This window comes from Sphingomonas sp. PP-F2F-G114-C0414 (assembly GCF_003688595.1).
Classification (GTDB): Bacteria; Pseudomonadota; Alphaproteobacteria; order Sphingomonadales; family Sphingomonadaceae; genus Sphingomonas.
In genome coordinates, this window is record NZ_RCWT01000010.1 from 695,040 (window position 1) to 712,891 (window position 17,852).

Below are 17,852 nucleotides of genomic sequence, written 5' to 3' on the forward strand. Positions count from 1 at the left end.
GGGGGGGGTTTTTTTTTTTCCTTAACCCCCCCCCCCCGGGGGGGGGGGGGGGGGGGGGGGGCCTGTTCCGGGCGGTATCGTTTGGGGCCGCCCCTCACCCCGACCCTCTCCCCGGAGGGGAGAGGGAGATGGATTCAGTCCGCGCGACGCACGTACGTCTGCTCGTAAACATCGACGACGATCCGCGTACCCGCGCCGACATGCGGCGGCACCATCACGCGCACGCCGTTCTCCAGCACCGCCGGCTTGTAGCTCGACGAAGCGGTCTGCCCCTTCACGACGGCATCCGCCTCGACGATCAGCGCCTCGATCGTGTCGGGCAGCTGGACCGAGATCGGCCGCTCTTCCCAGAGCTCCATCACCACGTCCATGCCGTCCTGCAGGAACGCCGCGGCGTCGCCCAGGATGTCCGCGTCGAGCGAGATCTGCTCGTAATTGATCTTGTCCATGAAGGTGAGCATGTCGCCTTCGCGAAACAGGAACTGGAAGTCGACGGTCTCGAGCCGCACCTTCTCGACGCTCTCGGCGGAGCGGAAGCGGGTGTTGTTCTTGCGGCCGTCGATGAGGTTCTTCATCTCGACCTGCATATAGGCACCGCCCTTGCCGGGCTGGGTGTGCTGAATCTTGACGGCGCGCCAGATGCCGCCCTCATATTCAAGAATGTTGCCGGGACGAATCTCGACCGCGTTGATCTTCATGACCGATTCCTGCTGGAAAGAGCTAGGGGCCGTCCGCGAAGCATGACCCTGAGGCGCGGCTCTGCGGAAACCCGAAGCGGCGGGCTTTAGCGGGCGCGCTCGCGTCCGGCAAGCAGCGGGTACGGGTTCACGTTCTCGCCCTGCCACCAGCGCTCACCCGGCTGCATCTTGGTCAGCCCGAAATGCAAATGATAATTGCCCGCCCCGGCATCGCCGGTATCGCCGACATAGCCGAGCGTATCGCCTGCCTTGACCACCATCCCCTCGCGGATGCCCGCCGCGTACCCGGCAAGGTGTGCGTAATAATAGGTCCAGTGGCGGTCGGGCGAACGCACGTACAGCGTGATCCCGCCAAGCCCGCTCTGAAACAGCTTTTCGATCCGCCCCGGCGCAGCCGCGACGACGGGCGTGCCACCCGGTGCCATGATGTCGGTCCCATGATGGCCGCGCAGCCCGCCGCCCCGCGCATCGTTCCAGCTGTCCGCAATCGCCTTGCGTGGGACGCCCGCCACCGGGACGGCAAGCATGCCTGGCGTCACGGCAACGGCAGCGATCTCGGTGGGAGGCGCCGGCTTGCGCCAAGGCACCCGTCGCTCGATGCCGCTACCGCTGCTCCCGAACGACATCATCGACGCAAAGCCGCCGACCACGACCACGATAAGCCCGAGAATGATCCAGAACGTCCGCGTCATCGCCTCAGGCTTGGAATACGGCCTTGGTCCCCGGCTTGATCATCATCGACAATCGCGCCGCATCCCAGTTGGTCAGGCGGATGCAGCCATGGCTCTCCGCACGCCCGATCGTCTCGGGGTTCGGCGTGCCGTGGATGCCGTAATGCTCCTTCGACAGGTCCATCCAGACGACGCCGACCGGACCGTTCGGCCCCGGCGGCAACATCTCCTTCTGCTGCCCCTTCTTCGCATCCCAGAACAGTGCCGGGTTGAAGTGGAACTTCGGATTGTAATCGGAGCCCTTGATCGTCCACGTGCCGAGCGGCAGCGGATCGTGGCTCGACCCCATCGTCGCGGAGAATTGCGCGATCAGCTTGTCGTTCGCATCGAGCACGCGCAGCACACCGTCCGACTTGTCGACGACGACATGATCCGCCTTTGGCTGGTTCGCGTCGACGTTCAGCATCGTGAGTGTCGCGATCCAGTCCGGTTTCAGTTTCGGATCATACGCGCGCGACGTAGGCAATGCGTTGGGGAACACCACCTTGGTGCCCGGCGTCAGCTTCGTCGTCGGCGAGTTCAACGCGACGATCACCGCCGGCGTCGTGTGGAACATCTCACCGAGCTTCTCCATGACGTTCTTGTAGCCAAGCGACGGCAGTTCGGCCTGCTTGGCAGGATCCTTGGGGAACGGATTGACGAACGGCCCGGCCAGCATCTCCGGCGTCAGCGCGACCGTGACGGTCGGCCGAGCAGCGCGGTACCGATACAGCGCCTGCAACGTCCGCGCGTCAGCCTTGCCGGTGATCGGCAGCCCCTTCGCCTCCTGAAACCCCTTCAGCGCGGCGACCAGCGACTGTCCGCCACGTCCGTCAAGCACCCCCGGCCCGAAGCCAAGATGATCGAGAATCACCTGCACGTGCAGGATGTTGCGATCGATCGGTACGGGCTTGGCCGGCGGTGTCTGCGCCGATGCGGGCGACGCGGCACCCAGCAGGCAGGCCGCAAGAACCGAAGCCTTCATCGCAAATGCCGTCATACCCATCATCCCAAACCGTTACGCTGCTGCATCAAACGGTCGGGACGACGGTTGTTTCCAACGGCTCAGCGCTTCGCAAGAACCTCGCCGAACGCCTTTATCGCAGCGACCTCGTCGCCACCCCAGACGGCGCTCGACACCGCAATGAAGTCCGCCCCCGCTGCAACCAGCGGACCAGCATTCTCCGGCGTAATACCGCCGATCGCGACACACGGCATCTCGAACAGCGTCGACCACCACGACAGGATCACCGGCTCGGCGGTATGCGTCGCGACCTTCGTCGTCGTAGGATAGAACGCCCCGAACGCCACGTAGTCAGCCCCAGCCTCGCCCGCTTCCATCGCCAGATGACGGCTGCCATGACAGCTCACGCCGATCTGCGCATTAGGCCCAAGCTGCGCCCGCGCTTCACGCGGATCGCCGTCGTCCTGCCCGAGATGCACGCCATCGGCGTCGAGCCGCTTGGCCAGCCCGATATCGTCGTTGACGATGAACGCGACATCACGCTCGGCACAGATCGCCCGCAAAGGTTCGCCCAGCGCGGCGGCCGCATGCTGGTCGATATCCTTCACGCGGAACTGGAACGCCGCCACCGGGCCAGCATCAAGCGCCCGAGCAAGACGCTCCGGAAATTCGCCCCCGACATCCAGCGGCGACACCAGGTAAAGCTGGCAAGCCGGCCGGCGCATATCGCGGCGGAAATTCTCGGCGAAATTGGGATCGAGAGGGCCCAGCGGATCTTCGAATTCGGTCATGTCCGCCCCCTAGCCGCTCATGCCCGCCACGTCACCCCGGCGCAGGACCGGAGTGACGCGCGGACAAACCGCGGCTTATTCCTCGTTCTTGTAGATTCGGATGATCCGATCGAGCATCGCCAGCGCTTCGTCACGCGGGCGCTGGAAGGTGTTGCGGCCGATGATCGAGCCGTTGCCGCCGCCGTCGCGAATGTCGCGCGCATCCTGGAAGATCGCGTCCTCGCCCTTCGACGCGCCGCCCGAGAAGACATTGATGCGACGCCCGGCAAAGCTAGACTGGACGACGTGCTTCACGCGGTCCGACTGCTTCGACCAATCGGTGTTCGCGTACAGCGGCTTGGCTTCCTTCTGCTCGATATGCGCGGTCGGCAGCTTGGTCTTGATGATGTGCGCGCCGAGCAGCGCCGCGATGTGCGCGGCATAGGCGCCGACGTCCAAGGCGAGCTCGCCGTCCTTGGTCAGCTCGCCACCGCGCGGATACGACCAGATCACCGTAGCGATGCCGACCGACTTGGCCTCTTCGCTAAGCTCGCGAATTTCCTCGACGAGGTCGAAGAACTGGTCCGCGCCTGGGTAGATCGTGAAGCCGATCGCCGCCGACCCGAGCCGCACCGCGTCCGACACCGTCGCCGTCACCGCCTGGTCGATCGTCGTCGCCCAGCTGTTCGAGCTATTGCACTTCAGGATCGTCGGAATCTGCCCGGCAAACGTATCCGCTCCCGCTTCGAGCATGCCGAGCGGCGCGGCATAGGCACTGAGCCCGGCGTCGATCGCGAGCTGATAGTGGTAGTGCGGGTCATACGCCGCCGGATTCACCGAGAAGCTGCGCGCCGGGCCATGCTCGAAGCCCTGGTCGACTGGCAGGATCACCAGCTTGCCGGTGCCGCCAAGCTTGCCCTGCATGAGGATGCGCGCGAGGTTCGCCTTCACCGCCGAACTGGTGGCTTCGTACTTGTCGAGGATGGTTTTGACTTGGGGCGTGATCGTGGATGTCATGGGTAAATCCTCTTTCAGTATTTTAGAGTTCCAGCCATCGGCGCAGTGCCTGATCGACCGCAAACATGGTTTCGTTGGAAGCAGCACCGACCCGTCGACCGATCCGATGCCGCCAGACTGACTGCACCTTGTCGATACTGACCTCGCTCGGCTTAAAGAGCCCCGTGTCGGGGTTTGCAGCGATCGGAATGCGGAACATGCCGAGGCCGGCAAGCTGGCTGGTGATCAAACACACCGTAACGCTGTCATGGTCCCGCAGGAACGCGTCTGTCTGAACGACGAGCGCCGGACGCGGCTTTCTGGCAAAATCCCCCGCGTCGGCATCGGCAATAGTAACGATATCACCGCGTTTCATTCGGCGGCATCACGGCGATTGCTGGTAAGCTCTGGATCATCCCAGGCAACACCCAACCGCTCCCATGCGTCGTCTTCTTCGGTCCAGCCAAGTGCCGCCGCCGCGAGCGACTGCCGCTTGGCCTCGGCCAGGAAAGCCTCGTCGTGGCGCTCGACATAACGCCGCACGGCTTCGCGCGCGATATCGCTTTTGCTGCGCCCTTGGGTGCGCGCAACCGCCGCGAGTCGCTCTTCGAGTTCGTTATCGAGCCTGACGCCAAGCATCCGAGTCTCCGTTTAACATGTTAAACATAGCTCGGATGCGCGCGTATTTCAACCGTGAAGCGCGGCGACCCCTGGAAGCGTCTTGCCTTCCATCCATTCCAGGAAAGCGCCACCTGCGGTCGAGACGAACGTGAACGCATCCGCGACACCGGCATGGTTGAGCGCAGCGACCGTATCACCGCCACCCGCGACCGAGACGAGCGAGCCGCCTTCGGTGAGCGCTGCGGCGGTCTTGGCAAGCGCGACGGTCGCCTTGTCGAACGGCACCGTCTCGAACGCACCGAGCGGACCATTCCACACCAGCGTGCGGCAGTTCTTCAGCACGTCGCCAAGCGACTCGACTGCGGCCGGGCCGACGTCGAGAATCATCTCGTCGGCGGCGACTTCGTGGACGTTGACGGTGCGCGTGGCGGGGTTCGGCTTGAACTCCTTGGCGACCACCACGTCGTACGGCAGGTGGACCGTGCAGTTGGCCTTGTCCGCCGCTTCCATGATCTGTTCGCAAACGCTCGCAAGCTCATGCTCGCAAAGGCTTTTACCGACATCGACGCCGCGTGCCGCAAGGAAGGTGTTCGCCATGCCGCCCCCGATGATCAGATGATCTACCTTGGTGACGAGGTGGCGCAGCACGTCGAGCTTCGACGAAACCTTCGCGCCGCCGACGACCGCCGCGACCGGATGCTCGGGCTCGCCGAGTGCCTTCTGGAGCGCGTCGAGTTCGGCTTCCATCGCGCGTCCGGCAAAGGCGGGAAGAACGTGGGCAAGGCCTTCGGTCGAAGCATGTGCGCGGTGTGCGGCGGAGAAGGCGTCATTGACGTACAGGTCACCGAGGCTCGCGAACCGGGTCACCACCGCCGCGTCGTTGGTCTCCTCGCCGCCGAAGAAGCGCGTGTTCTCCAGCACCGCGATGTCGCCGGGCTCGAGCGTCGCGACGGCATCATCCGCCCCTTCCCAGTCGATGTAGCGGACTTCGCGACCGAGCACTTCGCTATACGGCTTCACGACCTGCGACAGCGAGAATTCGGGGCTCGGCACGCCCTTGGGACGACCGAAATGCGCGAGGACGAGGACGATCGCGCCCCTGTCGGCGAGTTCGCCAACCGTCGCGACGGTGGCGCGCAGGCGGGTGTCGTCGGTGACGCGACCCTCGGCCATCGGCACGTTGAGGTCTTCACGGACGAGCACGCGCTTGCCCTGGATATCGCCCATATCGTCGAGCGTCTTGAATGGCTTGGTCATGGTTCTTCGATCCTGATCTCATCACCGACGGCAATCTTGCCGCCCATCAAAACTCGGGTACAGGCCCCGCCTCGCCAGTTGGGCGTCAGCGCGGCGAACAGTCCTGGCGCCAAGGCTTCCATCCGTTCGCACGGATCGGTGTGGCGCGTCACCTCCAGCACGACGTCCGCGCCGATGCGGAGCCGGGTGCCGGGTATCTGGGGAAGGTCGAAGCCGTCGACGAGCAGATTGGCACGCCGCTCGTACCAAGGAATATCGCGCCCGACTTCGACCATCGCCGCGTCCCAGTCGCCGCGTTCGAGCAACGTGACCTGCCGCCGGCCCTTGCCACCGGACTTCACATAGCCGCGGAAGTCGCCGTGCAGGCCGGCCTCGATGGTGATCTCGACATCGTCGATGACCTCCATCGGGGCTTTTGCGCGGGCGTGGCGCGCGATGCCGGCGATCGTGCCAACCATCGTCGAGGCCTGGGCCCGGGCCACCGCTCCCTCCCCGTTCGTGTCGAGCGCAGTCGAGACACCATCTGTCACGGGAGACGACTTCTCGACTGCGCTCGAAGCGAACGGAACAGGGGACGCATAGATCGCGAGCTTAGATGAACTTCGCCATCGCGGTCGCCGTATCGACCATCCGGTTCGAGAAACCCCACTCGTTGTCGTACCAGCTGACGACGCGAACCAGCTTGCCGTCGATCACCGCGGTCTCCAGGCTGTCGATCGTCGACGATGCCGGGGTATGCTGGAGATCGATCGAAACGAGAGGCTCGTCCGACCAGTCGAGCACGCCGACCAGCGGGCCGCTCTCGGAGGCTGCCTTCAGCACCGCATTCACCTCTTCGCGCGTCGTATCGCGCGACGGCGTGAAGGTCAGGTCGATCAGCGAAACGTCCGGCACCGGCACGCGGATCGCCGAACCGTCGAGCTTGCCCTTCAGCTCCGGCAGCACTTCGGCAACCGCACGCGCGGCACCCGTCGTCGTCGGGATCATCGACATCGCCGCAGCACGCGCGCGACGCAGGTCCGGGTGGATCTGGTCGAGGATCTTCTGGTCGTTGGTGTAGGCGTGGACGGTCGTCATCAGGCCGCGCTCGATGCCGATCGCATCGTTCAGCACCTTGGCGACGGGCGCGAGGCAGTTGGTGGTGCACGACGCGTTCGAGACGATCGTATGCTCGGCGGTCAGCTTGTCGTGGTTGACGCCGTAAACGACGGTCAGGTCGACGTTCTTGCCAGGCGCCGAGATCAGCACCTTCTTGGCACCCGCATCGAGATGCTTCTGGCAGCTCGCCTTGTCGGTGAAGAAGCCCGTGCATTCCAGCACGATGTCGACGCCCAGCTCGGCGTGCGGCAGATTGGCGGGATCGCGCTCGGCGGTAACGCGAATGCGCTTGCCGTCGACGACCAGTTCGTTGCCCTCGGCCGAAACCTCGCCCGGATACTTGCCGTGCACGCTGTCGCGCTTGAACAGCCAGGCGTTCGACTTCGCATCGCCGAGATCGTTGATCGCGACGAGTTCGAGTGCGCCGTTCGACTGTTCGAGTACCGCACGGGCGACGAGACGGCCGATGCGCCCGAAACCGTTGATCGCAACCTTGACCGTCATTGCTGTATCTCCGCTACGCCCGCGAGTCCGTTCCGGGCGCGCAGCCTTTGCGGGGCGGTGGGGCGCCCTGTCAACACCGTGGATGGTGATGGGTTTCGCCTAAACCGACTTGTCGCACCCCCCGTCCATGCTATCTCGCATGGCATGTCAGAAACACTTCCCGACGGACCAACTGCCGTCGAACGGATCGACGCCGCGATCGCACGGATCGAATCCGCCATTGCAGCCCGCACCGAAGCCGGCGACGCGCTCGCCAAGCGCCACGCCGCCCTCAAGGCGCGGATGGCCGAAGCCGTCGCCGCGCTCGACGACGTCATTACGCGCGGGAGCCCCAACTGATGGCCCAGGTCATGCTCGATATCGGCGGTCGTCCCCACGCCGTCGCCTGCCGTGACGGCGAAGAGTCGCGCGTCCGCCTGCTGGGCGCGATGGTTGCCGAGCGCTGGGCGACCGCGGACCGCGCGGCGGGTGGCCTCAGCGCCGAGCGCGCGATGCTGTTCGTCGCGCTGATGCTCGCCGACGACCTCGACGAAGCCGCGCATCGCCCACCCGAAGGTTCGGCGGTCAGCGAGATCGCACTCACACGGATCGCAGATCGTCTCGAGGGCCTCGCACAAGCCCTTGAGCTTAGCCCGCCCAACGCCTAGATTGGCTGTGGCGGGTTCTGCCCGGTACGAGCCTTTATTATCCCTGAGGCTATTCATCATCCATAGGGGGCTGTCCCTGTTAGGATCCTGGTCCGAAGCACATGGTCCCCACCTGACGTACCGTGCGTCAGTGGATAACCCGGCACACGGCCATGGTGGGCCCGCCACACCACCACCTCCCAAGGCCTTGGCATGACCGACAAGAGCGCGCTCCGAGCTTTGCTCCGCGCCGCGCGGGAAGCGCGCCCGCCGGTCGAGCTTCCGGTGCCGTCGGCGTTCCTTGACCGGCTGAAACCCGGACTGACGGTCGCGTCCTATGTCCCGTTCGGGGGCGAAGCGGACCCCTCGCCCTTCGCGCGCGCCGCCGTCGAAGCCGGATGCGTCATCGCCCTGCCCCATGTCGTCCGCCGCTCGCTGCCGATGCGATTTCTGTCCTGGGCGACCGAGGCCGCACTAATCGCCGGACCGTTCGGGCTGCACCAGCCCGCCGAAGACGCCGCCGAACTCGAACCCGACATCATCCTGACGCCGCTCGTCGGCTTCGATCGCAGCGGCAACCGGATCGGCCAGGGCGCAGGCTATTACGACCGCGCCTTCCTTGCGCACCCGAACGCGTGGCGCGTCGGGGTTGCGTTGTCGGTGCAGGAAGTCGACACGCTGACCCCAGACCCGTGGGACGTCCCGCTCCACGCCATCGCCACCGAATCAGACTGGATCACGCCATGACGCCAACCTGGCGCAAACCCGTCGGGATGCTCGGCATCTTGCTACTGATCCTGGTGTGGTGCGTGGCTATCGTCAGCCTGTCCAACATCGTCGGCAGCTGGCACTGGCTGGGGCAACTGGTGTTCTACCTGTTCACCGGCCTGATCTGGATAGCACCGCTGAAGCCGGTCCTGCGCTGGATGGAGCTCGGGCGCTAACGCCTGCCAGCTTCCGCTCTGCTCGACACGCTCTTCGGCCCTCCGGGCGTCGCGGAACACGCCCCCACCCCCGTTCGTCCCGAGTAGCCGTCGAGTAGCCGCGCAGCGGCGTATCGAGAGGGCGTATCGAAGGATAAGTTGTCGCGCGGAACACATGCTTCGATACGAGCCCTCGATACGCTTCTTACGAAGCTACTCGGTCTCTACTCAGCACGAACGGTGTGGGGGATGATGGTCCTAACCCGGTTGGAGGACTGAATGCTCGCAGCATGCGAAACTTTGAAGGGTCTCGGCCACCCCATAGGGTGGCGCGAGTGACGGGACTCGAACCCGCGACCTCCGGCGTGACAGGCCGGCGCTCTAACCAACTGAGCTACACCCGCATTCCCAATGACGAACCCTAGCGCCCCAAGGGACACGCGGTAAGGCTCGTCAAAACCTCGACACTATCTCGAACCATCTACCCGGTCAGGGCAAACGATGGCGCGAGTGACGGGACTCGAACCCGCGACCTCCGGCGTGACAGGCCGGCGCTCTAACCAACTGAGCTACACCCGCTGAAACAGCGTGGAGGCGGCAACTAGGCGAGGGTTCGGATACCGTCAACCCAAATTATCCGCCAGTTTCACGTTGTGCCTCGGGCGGGTCGCCACGACGGCGATTTCGCCCGGTCTTGGGCTGCACCAGCGTCCCGTGCTCGAACAGGAACCCGGCGATGTCGGGCTTGCCAGCGGCCTTCACGATCGTCTGGATGATGATCAGCAGCGGCACCGCGAGCAACGCGCCCGACGTGCCCCACACCCATCCCCAGAAGCTGAGCGAGATCAGGATCAGCAACGGGCTGATCGTCAGCCGGTGCCCCACCACGAACGGCGTGATCGCGTTCGCCTCGACCAGGTGCAGCCCGTACATCAGCGCCGGCGGCAGCATCGCCATCCAGATATCCGAGAACGTCATCAGCCCGCCCAGCGCGAGCAGGAACGCGCCGATCACCGGCCCGAAATACGGGATGTAATTGAGCAGCGCGACGATCCCGCCCCACATCGCCGGATACGGCATGCCGATGAACCACAGCGCGGTGCCCGTGACGATCCCCAGCACGATGTTGATGAGCGTGATCGTCCCGAGATACGCCGACACGTCGTCGACGATGTCCTGGATCACGCGAGCGGTCGCCATCGCCCCGTCGAAGCTGGTCCGCCCCGTGATCGTCTGCCGTCGCATCCGCGTCCAACCCGAGAGGAAAAAGAACACGATCAGGACACCGAACAGGAACTGTACGATAACCGCCGGCGCCGACGTCGCCGCGAGTTCGAGGATCGACCCCGGTGCAGCAACTCCCGCGGTCGCCGGCTGCTTGATCGGTGTCGATGCGACCTGCCGCAGCGTCTTGTTCACGTATTTCTCGAGGCTCGAGTAGAGGTCGAGCAGCGGTGCGAGATTGCTCTGGATTCGGTCGAGCCGCGTCGGCAGCAGGCGGAAGAAATCGGTCGCAGGCACGAGGATCGCGGCGATCGCGATGTTCGCCGCAATCAGGAACACCAGCAGACACAATATCGCGGCCAGCGGCGACGGTACGTGACGCCGTTCGAGCCATTCCAGCACCGGCACGAGCGCGACCGAGATCACGAGCGCGATGGTCAGCGGCAGAAAGAACTCCGCCCCCGACTTCAACGCGAACGGCGTAGCGAGGATCAGCCCGACGCCAGCGGTCAGCGTCAGCGCCGCGAGCAAACGGTCGCGACGCTGCGCAATCCGCATCGCATCCTCGACCCCGACCGCTATCGGCAACCCGAACGCACTCTCGGCGGGCGGCCCTTCCGCAACGACGCCGTCCCCGCCCTGCGGCTGGTGCGTTTCCTGGCGAAGACCCTCGTCCGTCATGGCAATTCCTTTGCCACTCCCATCCCGTAATCGCGGCCGGCATTCAAGCGGCGCGCGGTGCCAGCGCGATGGAATTCCTCGAAAAGACCGCGGCATGTCCGATCATGTCTTGATCCCAAGCCCCCCGCTCTTCGTCAAGCTGACAGAGCAGTATCAGGTATGGCCTCCTACGCCGACACCCCCGCCCGGTCCTCGAACAGCACCTGCAGGTCCTTCTTCAGGATCTTACCGTTCGCGTTCCGCGGCAAAGTCTCATGCACGAAGCGCACCGCGACCGGCGTCTTGAACGCCGCCAGATGTTGCCGCACCCAACTCTGCAACTCCGCTTCCGTCGTCACCGCCCCCGGCGCAAGGTGCACCACAGCCGCCGGCTCCTCGCCGAGGATCCGGTGCGGAATGCCGATCAGCGCCGCGTCAGTCACCGCGGGGTGCGCGTAAAGGACGTTCTCGACCTCGCTCGAATAGATGTTCTCGCCGCCGCGGATGATCATGTCCTTGGCCCGGTCGACGATGTAGCAGAATCCCTCGTCGTCGAGGCGGGCAAGATCGCCGGTCCGCACCCAGCCGTCGACAAACGTCGCGGCGGTCGCATCCGGCTTGTTCCAATAGCCCTTCACGATCATCGGCCCGCGCGCCCATAATTCACCGACCTCGCCCGTCGGCAGCTCTGTCACCCCGTCGTCCGCGACGATCTTCAGGTCGGCGGCGGCCACCGCCGGCCCCGCGCTGTCGGGCCGGTTCAGATAATCCTCGGCCCCGTGATGCGTCACGGTCGCCATCGTCTCGGTCATGCCCCAGCCGTTACCGGGCATCGCGCCGAACTCGGCATGGATGCGCTTTACCAGTTCCGGTGCCGCAGGCGCGCCGCCATAGGCGATCGATTCGAGCGAGGAGAGATCGTAGCGGCCACGGTCGGGATGCTCCAGAAGCTGCCAGGCAATGGTCGGCACGCCCCCGGTGATGTTGACCTTCTCGCGCTCGATGATCTCCATCGCGCGGATCGTGTCCCATTTCCGCATGAATATCATCGTGCTCCCGGTCGCGATCACCCCCATCATACCCGCCGAGCAGGCGGTGACGTGGAACAGCGGGATCACCGTGAGCGCTACGCGCGGCGTCGGCTCGGGCGGCGCCTCGCCGCGGCGCAGGAACGAGCGGGCGGAGGAATAGCCGCCGGACATGATGTTCGACATCATGTTGCGGTGCGTGCCGAGTGCCCCCTTGGGCGCGCCGGTGGTGCCGCTGGTGTAGAAGATCGTCGCGCCGTCGTCGGGTGCGATCGTCGCTTCGGGGAGGCCTACATCGGGTAGCGCAGCCCAGTCGTGCGGGGTGCCGATCATGTCCTCCAGCCGCGTTACGATCCCCGTCAGCGGCTCCGCGGCGCGCGCGACGAACACGTGCTCCAGCGCCGGCAGCGTCGCATACGCCGCCTCCAGCCGGTGATGCCGCTCGTCGTCAGTGATCAGCACGCGCGCGCCCGAGTCGGCTAGGCCGTATTCCATCTCCGCGCCGGTCCACCACGCGTTGAGCGGCACCATGATCGCGCCGATGCTTGCGCCCGCGAAGAACGCGACCGGCCATTCGGGCAGGTTGCGCATCGCCAGCGCGACACGGTCGCCGGGGCCGATCCCCATCTCGCGCAACCGGTGCGCCAGCACCGCGATCGCACGGAAGTTCGCCTCGTAGGTGACGCGCTCGTCCTCATACGCGGTGAAGACCCGCTCGCCATGCGCCCGCGCGGCCTCGGCCAACCAGCGCAACGACGGCGGCGCATTCTTCCAGATCCGCGTCTCGATGCCATCGATCGTCAGCGTGTCCATCTCGAACTTCGCGCCGGGCGCGGTCAGCATTCGCTCGGCGTCGGCGAGCGACATCGCCGGCCAAGAGGGATCGAGTGCGATGATCGGTTCGCTTGCCAAGACCGGTTGACTCCAGAGTTGAATTTCGGGTTTGGCTTATCGCCTGTTCGAAGACAGGTTATAGTTGATTCCTGCCGCACTCAAGGCAATAGAGGCACCAAGTTCGAACTAGGGGTATGGAGCGAGTGATGGCACGGATGGTCGAATCATGAAAATCGCTGAAGCTGCCGCGCAGGGCTTCGATGCGAGCCGGTTGGCGGCGATCGATACGCTGCTCCGGACGCGCTACATCGATTCGGGCAAGCTGCCGAACGCGCAATTGCTGATCGCGCGTGACGGCGAGATCGTCCATTTCTCGAACGCGGGCGCGGCGCGTGAGGGCAGCAAGAGCGTCGACGAAGGATCGCTGTTCCGGATCGCGTCGATGACCAAGCCGATCACCTCGGTCGCGTTCATGATGCTGGTCGAACAGGGCCTCGTCGCGATCGATGCGCCGGTCCACCACGTGCTGCCCGAGTTCAAGGATATCGGCGTCTATGACGGCGGCGGTGGCGGCGTGCCGTTCGTGACCAAGCCGGCCGCCGATCCGATGCGGATGGTCGACCTTCTCCGCCACACGTCCGGGCTGACGTACAGCTTCCAGAACCGTTCGAACGTCGATGCGGCTTACCGCGAGGGCAAGATCGAGGGCTGGCATGGCGGGTATGACCTCGACGGCTTCATTGGCGCGCTGGCGAAGATCCCGCTCGAATTCTCGCCCGGCACCGCGTGGAATTATTCGGTCGCGACCGATGTGCTTGGCGCGGTCGTGCAGCGTGTCTCGGGCCTGCCGCTCGACCAGTTCTTCCAGGAGCGCATTTTCGCACCGCTGAAGATGGACGACACCTTCTTCCAGGTCCCCGCCGACAAGCTCGATCGCCTGACGGACTGCTACACGCTCGCGCCGGGCAAGGGCCGCGTGATGTACGATCGCGGGGCGGAGAGTGCGTGGAGTCGGCAGCCCAAGCTCGTGTCCGGCGGCGGTGGGCTCGTCTCGACCGCGCTCGATTACCACCGTTTCAACACAATGCTGCTCAACGGTGGCGAACTCGACGGCGCGCGCATCCTCGGACGCAAGACGCTCGACCTGATGACGCAGAACCACCTGCCCGGAAAATCGGATCTCGCAGCGATGTCGAAGTCGCTGTTCAGCGAGGCATCGAACGCCGGTACCGGCTTCGGGCTCGGGTTCGCGATCACCGACGACGTCGCGAAGACGATGGTGCCGGGGTCGAAGGGCGAGTTCTACTGGGGCGGAATGTTCTCGACCGCGTTCTTCGTCGACCCCGTCGAGCGGCTGTCGATGGTGTTCATGACGCAACTTTCGCCGAGCAGTTTCTATCCCATCCGCCGCGAGCTGAAGACGATGATTTACGCGGCGATGACCTGATCCCCCAACGGCCGTCATCCCGGCGGACGCCGGGACCCAGGGCCGCACGCACAATGAATTTGGCTCTGGGTCCCGGCGTTCGCCGGGATGACGGGGCCGGCACAGGAGAAGACCTTATGACCAGCCCGATCCGCACCGAACGCCATGACGACGTGCTCGTCATCATCTCGAACAATCCGCCGGTCAACGCACTCGGCGCTGCGGTCCGGCAGGGCCTCGAAGCGGCGATCAAGGAGGGCGTGGCCGACGCCAGCATCACCGCGATGGTGATCCGCTGCGACGGCCGCACGTTCTTTGCGGGCGCCGACATCACCGAGTTCGGCAAGGAGATGGTCGAGCCCGGCCTGCCGACCGTCGTCGACATGATCGAAGCGTCGTCGAAACCCGTCGTCGCGGCGGTTCACGGCACCGCGCTCGGCGGCGGCTGCGAAGTCACGCTCGGCTGTCATTACCGCGTCGCCGTCCCCTCGGCGAAGATCGGCACGCCCGAAGTGAAGCTTGGCCTGCTCCCCGGCGCAGGCGGCACGCAGCGTATCCCGCGCATCGCCGGCGTGAAGCTCGCACTGGAGATGACCGCCAAGGGTGATCCGATCTCGGCGAAGAAAGCGCTCGACGCCGGCCTGATCGACAAGGTCGTCGGCGAGGACTCGCTCGAGGCCGACGCCGTCGCATTCGCGCGCGAGATCGCGACCAAGCGCCCCCTGCCCCGCGCGTCCGAAAAGACCGCGCAGGCCGATCCCGATGCGGTCGCCGCGTTCAAGAAGGAAAACGCGCGCCGTTTCCGTGGCTTCGAGGCGCCTCTTGCCAACATTGCTTGCATCGAAAAGGCCGCCGACGGTTCGAGCTTCGAAGAGGGCATCGCGTTCGAGCGCCAGGAATTCATGAAGCTCATGATGGGCGTGCAGTCGGCCGCACAGCGCCACATCTTCTTCGCCGAGCGCCAGGCCGCCAAGATCGACGACGTCCCCTCCGACACCAAGCTGCGCGAGATCAAGCGCGTCGGCGTGATCGGCGCGGGCACGATGGGCGGCGGCATCTCGATGAACTTCCTGTCCGCGGGCATCCCGGTCACGATCGTCGAGATGCAGCAGGAGGCGCTCGACCATGGCACCGGCGTCGTGCGCAAGAACTACGAGGCGACCGCCGCGAAGGGCCGGATGAAGCCCGAACAGGTCGAGCAGGCGATGGGCGCGCTGAAGCCGACTCTGGACTTCGCCGATCTGGCGGAATGCGACCTGATCATCGAGGCGGTGTACGAGACGATGGAGGTGAAGAAGGAAATCTTCACCAAGCTCGACGCGATCGCCAAGCCGGGCGCGATCCTCGCGTCGAACACCTCGTATCTGAACATCGACGAGATCGCCGCGTGCACGAAGCGGCCCGAGGACGTGGTCGGGATGCACTTCTTCTCGCCCGCCAACGTGATGAAATTGCTTGAGGTCGTGCGCGGCGACAAGACCGCGGACGACGTGCTGGCGACGGTCATGGCACTCGCCAAGAAGATCAAGAAGGTCGCCGTGGTGGCGGGCGTCACTTACGGCTTCATCGGCAACCGCATGCTGATGCCGCGGCAGGTCGAGGCGACCAAGCTGCTGCTCGAAGGCGCGAGCCCGGAGCAGATCGACAAGGTCCATGTTGCGTTCGGGATGCCGATGGGGCCGTTCCAGATGAGCGACCTGGCGGGCGTCGACATCGGCTGGCACCGCGATCCGAGCCGGATCGAGAACATCCGCGATGCGCTGGCGGCAGAGAACCGCTGGGGCCAGAAGACCAAGGCCGGCTTCTACGATTACGACGAGAAGCGCACGCCCTCGAACTCGGCACGCGTGACCGAGATCATCGACGATTTCCGCAAGAAGTCAGGCGTGACGCCGCGCGAGATCAGCGACGAGGAGATCGTCGTGCGGACGCTCTACACGATGGTCAACGAAGGCGCGCTGATCCTTGAGGAGGGCAAGGCGCAGCGCGCGTCGGACGTCGATGTGGTCTGGATCTACGGGTATGGCTGGCCGGTCTACCGCGGCGGACCGATGTTCTGGGCGCAGTCCGAGGGGTTGCCGAAGGTCGTCGCGGGCTTGGAGAAATACGGGTTCCCGGTGGCGAAGTCGCTAAAGGACGCGGCGGCATCGGGCGGTCGGCTAAAGTGATCGGTCGCGGTCGTTTCTTGCCGGTAGTCGATCGCTGATGGAGCGTTCCGCGCTTCAGACGGCGGCTGCGATCCGTGCGGGCGAGACGACCGCGCTCGCCGAGTGCGATGCGGCGATCGCGCGGATCGAGGCACGCGACGGTGCGATCAACGCCGTCGTCGTGCGCGATTTCGTGCGGGCGCGAGAGGCGGCGCGGGCGCTCGATGCGGAAGGGCCGGATGATCGGCCGCTGTTCGGTGTGCCGATGACCGTGAAGGAATCTTTCGACGTTGCCGGCCTGCCGACCAGTTGGGGCGTCGGGATCCACCGCGATAACATCGTCGACCGCGATGCCGTGGCCGTAACCCGGCTGAAGGCGGCGGGCGCGGTGATCCTCGGCAAGACCAACGTGCCGGTGCGGTTGAGTGACTGGCAGGCGGACAACCCGATCCATGGCCGGACGAATCATCCCCTCGACCCGACGCTGACGCCCGGCGGATCGTCGGGTGGTGCCGCGGCGGCGCTCGCGTCGGGAATGGTACCGCTCGAACTCGGCTCCGATATCGGCGGCTCGATCCGTGTGCCGGCCGCGTTCTGCGGCGTTTGGGGGCACAAGCCGACCTATGGCGCCTTGTCCGATATCCGCCACCGCGTGCCCGGCACCGATGGGGCGAGCGCGGTTCTCGGCGTCATTGGTCCGTTGGCGCGCAATTCAGAGGATTTGGCCGTTGCGCTGGACATCCTCGCCGACGTCCCCTTGCCGCGCGCGACCGTCGACTTAGCCCGACCACGCATCCTGCTGCTCACCGCGCATCCCTCGGCACGCGTCGATTCGTCGATCGTCGGCGCGATCGATTGCGTCGGTGAAGCCCTCGCCGCGTCCGGCGCCACCATTTCAAGCGCACCCCCACCGATCGACCTCGCCGCGCAGCACGCCGACTATATGCGGATGCTCGGCATCGCGATGACCCGCGGCGGACCTGCACGCGACGGCAAGGTCGCAACGCTGTCGCACTGGTTCGACCTGCTCGATTCGCAGGCGCGGTTGCAACGCGCCTGGGGTGCGCTGTTCGAGCAGTTCGACGCGGTGATCGCGCCGGCGAGCGGCGTGAACGCTTTCGCGCACATCGCCGAGCGCAACGTCGCGCGACGCACGCTATCGATCGACGGCGAGGATACCCCGTTCGGCGTCCAGTTCGCCTGGGCGGGCCTCGCCACCTTCCCCAATCTGCCCGCGACCAGCGTGCCCGTCGGGATCGACCCGCGCGGCCTGCCGATCGGCGTGCAGGTCATCACCAACCGTTACCGCGACCACGACGCGATCGCCGTCGCCGCGCTGTGCAATCGACTAAGCAGGAGCTGATCC

General features: G+C 65.5%; 19 protein-coding genes and 2 tRNA genes. 7 read left to right on the plus strand and 14 right to left on the minus strand.

The features are described 5' to 3' along the window. Positions 1–134: 134 nt before the first annotated feature. From efp to gap, 10 genes are all read right to left on the minus strand, one after another. Positions 135–698: an elongation factor P gene (gene efp / locus C8J47_RS08115; RefSeq protein ID WP_121885199.1), complete on the minus strand. Its 564-nt coding sequence runs from the start codon at positions 696–698 to the stop codon at positions 135–137. A gap of 86 nt (positions 699–784) precedes the next feature. Beyond that, on the minus strand, positions 785–1,390 hold the full coding sequence (locus C8J47_RS08120) for a M23 family metallopeptidase (protein WP_121885200.1): 606 nt from the start codon (positions 1,388–1,390) through the stop codon (positions 785–787). 4 nt (positions 1,391–1,394) lie between these two features. After that, positions 1,395–2,408, minus strand: coding sequence for a L,D-transpeptidase (locus tag C8J47_RS08125; RefSeq protein WP_259467437.1), 1,014 nt, complete (start codon positions 2,406–2,408; stop codon positions 1,395–1,397). Between the two features lie 65 nt (positions 2,409–2,473). Further along, positions 2,474–3,163: a thiamine phosphate synthase gene (thiE, locus tag C8J47_RS08130; RefSeq protein ID WP_121885201.1), complete on the minus strand. Its 690-nt coding sequence runs from the start codon at positions 3,161–3,163 to the stop codon at positions 2,474–2,476. 75 nt (positions 3,164–3,238) lie between these two features. Next, on the minus strand, positions 3,239–4,159 hold the full coding sequence (locus tag C8J47_RS08135) for a class I fructose-bisphosphate aldolase (RefSeq protein WP_121885202.1): 921 nt from the start codon (positions 4,157–4,159) through the stop codon (positions 3,239–3,241). 22 nt (positions 4,160–4,181) lie between these two features. Further along, positions 4,182–4,514: a type II toxin-antitoxin system PemK/MazF family toxin gene (locus C8J47_RS08140; protein ID WP_121885203.1), complete on the minus strand. Its 333-nt coding sequence runs from the start codon at positions 4,512–4,514 to the stop codon at positions 4,182–4,184. Next, on the minus strand, positions 4,511–4,777 hold the full coding sequence (locus C8J47_RS08145) for a ribbon-helix-helix protein, CopG family (protein WP_121885204.1): 267 nt from the start codon (positions 4,775–4,777) through the stop codon (positions 4,511–4,513). The genes C8J47_RS08140 and C8J47_RS08145 overlap by 4 nt, the downstream gene beginning before the upstream one ends. Before the next feature lie 48 nt (positions 4,778–4,825). Next, a complete protein-coding gene (locus tag C8J47_RS08150) occupies positions 4,826–6,016 on the minus strand; it encodes a phosphoglycerate kinase (RefSeq protein WP_121885205.1) in 1,191 nt (396 codons plus the stop codon). Further along, positions 6,013–6,474, minus strand: coding sequence for an MOSC domain-containing protein (locus C8J47_RS08155; protein ID WP_121885416.1), 462 nt, complete (start codon positions 6,472–6,474; stop codon positions 6,013–6,015). The genes C8J47_RS08150 and C8J47_RS08155 overlap by 4 nt, the downstream gene beginning before the upstream one ends. A 133-nt stretch (positions 6,475–6,607) precedes the next feature. After that, positions 6,608–7,618 carry a type I glyceraldehyde-3-phosphate dehydrogenase gene (gap, locus tag C8J47_RS08160; RefSeq protein WP_056048489.1) on the minus strand — a complete coding sequence of 337 codons (1,011 nt, stop codon included), beginning with the start codon at positions 7,616–7,618 and terminating at the stop codon, positions 6,608–6,610. Positions 7,619–7,762: 144 nt separating this feature from the next. Between gap and C8J47_RS08165 the strand changes: the two genes are divergently transcribed. The 4 genes from C8J47_RS08165 to C8J47_RS08180 all read left to right on the plus strand — a co-directional run bounded on the left by C8J47_RS08165 (position 7,763) and on the right by C8J47_RS08180 (position 9,188). Next, complete coding sequence (locus C8J47_RS08165; protein ID WP_181321090.1) at positions 7,763–7,957, plus strand: hypothetical protein; 195 nt, start codon at positions 7,763–7,765, stop codon at positions 7,955–7,957. Then, positions 7,957–8,265, plus strand: coding sequence for a cell division protein ZapA (locus C8J47_RS08170; protein WP_056048487.1), 309 nt, complete (start codon positions 7,957–7,959; stop codon positions 8,263–8,265). Before C8J47_RS08165 ends, C8J47_RS08170 begins: the two co-directional genes overlap by 1 nt. 192 nt (positions 8,266–8,457) lie before the next feature. Continuing rightward, positions 8,458–8,991, plus strand: coding sequence for a 5-formyltetrahydrofolate cyclo-ligase (locus tag C8J47_RS08175; protein WP_121885206.1), 534 nt, complete (start codon positions 8,458–8,460; stop codon positions 8,989–8,991). After that, positions 8,988–9,188, plus strand: a complete 201-nt coding sequence (locus tag C8J47_RS08180; RefSeq protein ID WP_056048481.1) for a DUF2842 domain-containing protein — start codon at positions 8,988–8,990, stop codon at positions 9,186–9,188. The genes C8J47_RS08175 and C8J47_RS08180 overlap by 4 nt, the downstream gene beginning before the upstream one ends. Positions 9,189–9,494: 306 nt before the next feature. Here the strand turns inward: C8J47_RS08180 and C8J47_RS08185 are convergent. From C8J47_RS08185 to C8J47_RS08200, 4 genes are all read right to left on the minus strand, one after another. Further along, a tRNA-Asp gene (locus tag C8J47_RS08185) sits at positions 9,495–9,571 on the minus strand. Between the two features lie 98 nt (positions 9,572–9,669). After that, a tRNA-Asp gene (locus C8J47_RS08190) sits at positions 9,670–9,746 on the minus strand. A 54-nt stretch (positions 9,747–9,800) separates the two neighbouring features. Then, entirely contained in the window at positions 9,801–10,949 is a 1,149-nt protein-coding gene (locus tag C8J47_RS08195; RefSeq protein WP_107962265.1) for an AI-2E family transporter, read from the minus strand. Between the two features lie 290 nt (positions 10,950–11,239). Then, the gene (locus C8J47_RS08200) at positions 11,240–12,946 is read right to left on the minus strand and encodes a class I adenylate-forming enzyme family protein (protein ID WP_121885417.1); all 1,707 of its coding nucleotides are present in this window, start codon (positions 12,944–12,946) and stop codon (positions 11,240–11,242) included. Positions 12,947–13,139: 193 nt separating this feature from the next. Between C8J47_RS08200 and C8J47_RS08205 the strand changes: the two genes are divergently transcribed. The 3 genes from C8J47_RS08205 (at position 13,140) to C8J47_RS08215 (ending at position 17,849) form a co-directional block, all read left to right on the plus strand. Continuing rightward, complete coding sequence (locus C8J47_RS08205) at positions 13,140–14,360, plus strand: serine hydrolase (RefSeq protein WP_121885207.1); 1,221 nt, start codon at positions 13,140–13,142, stop codon at positions 14,358–14,360. Between the two features lie 116 nt (positions 14,361–14,476). Beyond that, entirely contained in the window at positions 14,477–16,507 is a 2,031-nt protein-coding gene (locus C8J47_RS08210) for a 3-hydroxyacyl-CoA dehydrogenase NAD-binding domain-containing protein (RefSeq protein WP_121885208.1), read from the plus strand. A 37-nt stretch (positions 16,508–16,544) separates the two neighbouring features. After that, a complete protein-coding gene (locus C8J47_RS08215) occupies positions 16,545–17,849 on the plus strand; it encodes an amidase family protein (RefSeq protein ID WP_121885209.1) in 1,305 nt (434 codons plus the stop codon). Positions 17,850–17,852: the final 3 nt, after the last annotated feature.